The sequence below is a fragment of the Nostoc sp. genome (assembly GCF_035638895.1).
Taxonomy (GTDB): domain Bacteria; phylum Cyanobacteriota; class Cyanobacteriia; order Cyanobacteriales; family Nostocaceae; genus Nostoc.
Map to the genome: position 1 here is coordinate 1 of NZ_DASQZC010000208.1, position 3,790 is coordinate 3,790.

Below are 3,790 nucleotides of genomic sequence, written 5' to 3' on the forward strand. Positions count from 1 at the left end.
CAGCTTTTCTGCCAACAATGCTCTCGCTGCACTGGGTAAAGCTAAGGCTTCTTTCATGACTTGCTCAACAGATGCCATAATTACTAAAAGCATAGGGACTATCCAGAGTCTAGCAGGAAAGTAGCGGACGTGGACAGTGAAGTTATGGAAAGCCTCTCGGACGCTTACCTAGATCATTTTGGCTCAATCAAATCAACGATCGCTTTCACCAATACATCTGGATCTACTGGTTTAGAAATATGCATTTGAAATCCTGCTGCTAATGCCTGCTGCTGATTCATTTCGCCTGCATAAGCCGTCAGAGCGATCGCTGGTACGTTTCCTCCTTGTTGGGGCGATCGCGATCGCACTTCACGCATCAGCATATAACCGTCTGTCTTTGGCATTCCAATATCGCTAATTAAAACATCTGGTACTGACTCAAACAGCGCTTCTAATGCTTCCTGTGCTGAAGATACGGCAGTTACTTGTACACCGTAGTCTTGCAAAATAAAGGTAATTAAGTCGCGGATATCTGGTTCATCGTCCACAACCAAAACTTGAGTATTGGAAAGGAGTGGGGATTCAAGTTCACAATCTAAAGACTCATTCTCTTGACGCGTCACCTGTTCACTTCTAACTAAAAGCGGTAGCTCAACAGTGAAAGTACTACCCAATCCTTCTCCAAGACTTTCGGCTTGAACATTTCCCCCATGCATCTCTATAACCTTACGCACGATTGCTAATCCTAAACCTAATCCACCAAATGCCCGCGTAATTGTGCTATCAGCTTGGCGAAAGTAATCGAACACATAAGGCAAAAACTCTAGGCTAATTCCCTTACCTGTATCGCTGACCTGAATTTGAGCTTGGTTGCCAACTTCCATGAGTCGAATTTCTACCCGTCCCCCTGCTGGTGTAAATTTTACCGCATTGGAAAGTAAATTCCACACAACTTGCAAAAGCCGATTTGAGTCGCCCATGACTTGTCCCAAAGTGGGATCAAATATCGTCTGAATTTGAATTGATTTAGCTTGTGCTGCTAGTTGTACTGTCTCTAGTGCTGCTTCAACCACCGTTACCAAGTTCACTGGACAGGTATTCAAGTTTAATTTTCCTTGGAGGATGCGAGACACATCCAACAAATCTTCAATTAGCTGGGTTTGTAACTTGGCGTTGCGTTCAATGGTTTCTAAGGCGTGCTTAGTGGTTTTTTCATCGAAATTACGAGTTCGCAACATTTTCGCCCACCCCAGAATGGAGTTGAGTGGGGTTCGCAGTTCATGGGAGAGAACCGCCAGAAATTCATCTTTGAGTGTGTTGGCGATTTCTGCTTCTTTGCGTGCTTTCATTTCTCGTTCGAGGAGGCGATCGCATTCTTGCTCAACTAATTTGCGATCGGTAATATCCAGTACAAAAGCAACACCATTATTTTTGGAATCATTCAGCAAGGCTATCCCCAAAACAATTGGAACTCGCTTCCCGTCGCGCTGGAGATGTTCTTTCTCATAAATTCTAGAAACTCCAGTGGTTTGCACTTCCAAAAGGGCGCGATCGTCTAAATCTTTATATTCAATAGGAGTAAGTTCTCTCCAATTAATTTTACCCAAAGTGGCAAACTCATCACGAGTGTAGCCAGCTGACTGGAGAAAGGCATCATTGGCATCAAGAATAAAGCCATCCACATTCCAAAAAGCGACCCCGATTAGGTTGGATTCAAACAAACGCCGAAATCTGGCTTCGCTTTCGCGTAGTGTTTTTTCTGCCCGTTTGTGTTCGGTAATATCACGAGAAACAGTAATTACGCCTTCAATAGTTTGGTTGGAATTCCGTAATGGTGTGAGGATGTATTCATAATAATGCACCCCATCAGCAGTAACATATTTACACTCATCCTTGATTGGCTGCCCAGTTTTCATGACAGCTTGTCGTTGATTATCTACCTGTTCTATAAGGTCTGCGGGTACATCTAGGTCTTGCAAAGTTTTTCCGACAAGATCCTGGGGCTTAAAGCCTAAGACGATAGCTCCATCATGACTCACAAACTGATAACAACCTCTGTCATCAAAGATATAAATGTGATCGACTGAGGCGGTGAGGATGGCATTTAAAATATTTGCCTGTTCTTGCACTTGAGTTGTGAGTTCACGAGTACTTTCTTCTGCTTGCTTGCAGACAGTAGTTTCCATACAAACGCCGATCATTCGCACCGCTTGTCCCTGATCGTCATAGATAAATTTTCCCTTGGCAGAAATCCAATGTACACTTTGGTCTGATCGCACTATGCGAAATTCATCGTTATAGTCAGACTTTTGTTCTAAAGTGTGGGCGATCCCTTGCATTACAAATTGCTTGTCTTCAGGATAAACGCACTTCTGAAACGTTTCGTAAGGGCCATCAAAACTACCTGGAAGCACACCAAAAAGCAATTCATAATTTTCAGACCAGATGACTTTATTGGTAATAATATTCCAATCCCACAAGCCCATCTGGGAAACCTCTAGAGCTAGCCTGAGCCGTTCTCCACTCTCCTTCAGCGATGCTTCTACCTGCTGCCGTTCTGCAACTTCTTGTTGGAGTTGTTCTGAAGTTATTGCCACTGTTGACATATTTAAGGTTGTGGATATCCCCTGTTCAAAATGCTGCTTGATATCATATTCGACAGCTTGAATATGGGGATATTCTAGTGCAAGCGCCAGTTTTTTTTCTAACTCTATTACTTGCTCCTCAAGGGCTGCTTGCCTTTGCTGATAAGATATTTCTGATTGCTCTAAGTCAGCTACGCGCTGCCGCAGAGCTACTACTTCATCAGTGACTTTAAAGTTAATTTTATCAACATTTGGCATCTTAGCACACCGTTTTTAACTAAACAATACCGATTTGAAGAGTAGGCATCCCCTAGCTTTAACAGTATGGATTTTGAAGCTAAAAAATGTAATCTGTCAAAAGGTGTATAAGGTTTTAACCAAAAGACATCTTGTCAGATTAAGAGCGATGTCTGACGACAAGACACTTTGCATCCAATAATAAATTATCTCTTCAAACGCATAAAACCTGCACCAAGCAATAATCCCACAACCTCTCCCCAGAAAACAACACCCGATTGGTTTACGCCAACAGGAGGAATATTTAAACTGCCAATCCCATAAAATAATTGTTGCACAAACCACCAAAAGAGATAGAAAAAAGCTGGAAGTTCGATGGGGATATACAAGATTATTAGCGGCAAAATTGTGTCAATTTTAGCTTTAGGAAACTTCATAATATATGCTCCTAAAACAGCTGCGATCGCGCCATTGCCCCCAATCAGTGGTATTGTCAAACTCGGTTCAGCCAGAACTTGTACTAAAGAAGCGATCGCGCCAGCAGCCAAATACAATCCGAGATAGCGTCTATGCCCCAGAATATTTTCGACAGTCTTACCAAAAACCCATAAAAACAACAGATTTCCCAATATTTGACTAAAACTGCCATGTAGGAATATTGCAACAAATAGTGAAAATGTTCGCCAAATTACAATTATCCAAGCAGCATTATTGTAAAATAATGCGTTTGTAATTGCCCCACTAATTTGGGCTGGAATTACACCCCAACTATTAACAAAATAACCTAATCCACCACTTAATTCTAGTTGAAGCTCCCATAAAAATACGGCAACATTAATACCAACCAGCCAGTAATTAATAATCGGTTTATTCCGACAACGAATATTATCACCAATAGGAATCATACTAATTCGTAATTCGTAATTCGTAATGACGCTCGATGACTCGCTAACGCTGCGCTAACGTAATTCATAATCAAGAAACAC

General features: G+C 41.9%; 2 protein-coding genes. Both read right to left on the minus strand.

Translation table 11 applies throughout. The features are described from left to right. Window positions 1–173: 173 nt before the first annotated feature. The gene (locus VE944_RS10130; RefSeq protein ID WP_324976063.1) at window positions 174–2,825 is read right to left on the minus strand and encodes a hybrid sensor histidine kinase/response regulator; all 2,652 of its coding nucleotides are present in this window, start codon (window positions 2,823–2,825) and stop codon (window positions 174–176) included. Between the two features lie 185 nt (window positions 2,826–3,010). Then, window positions 3,011–3,709, minus strand: coding sequence for a rhomboid family intramembrane serine protease (locus VE944_RS10135; RefSeq protein ID WP_324976066.1), 699 nt, complete (start codon window positions 3,707–3,709; stop codon window positions 3,011–3,013). Between the last annotated feature and the right edge of the window lie 81 nt (window positions 3,710–3,790).

Excerpts from the sequence above, each read along its gene's own strand:
- VE944_RS10130 (WP_324976063.1), bottom strand. The coding sequence starts at position 2,825 with ATGCCAAATGTTGATAAAATTAACTTTAAAGTCACTGATGAAGTAGTA.
- VE944_RS10135 (WP_324976066.1), bottom strand. The coding sequence starts at position 3,709 with ATGATTCCTATTGGTGATAATATTCGTTGTCGGAATAAACCGATTATT.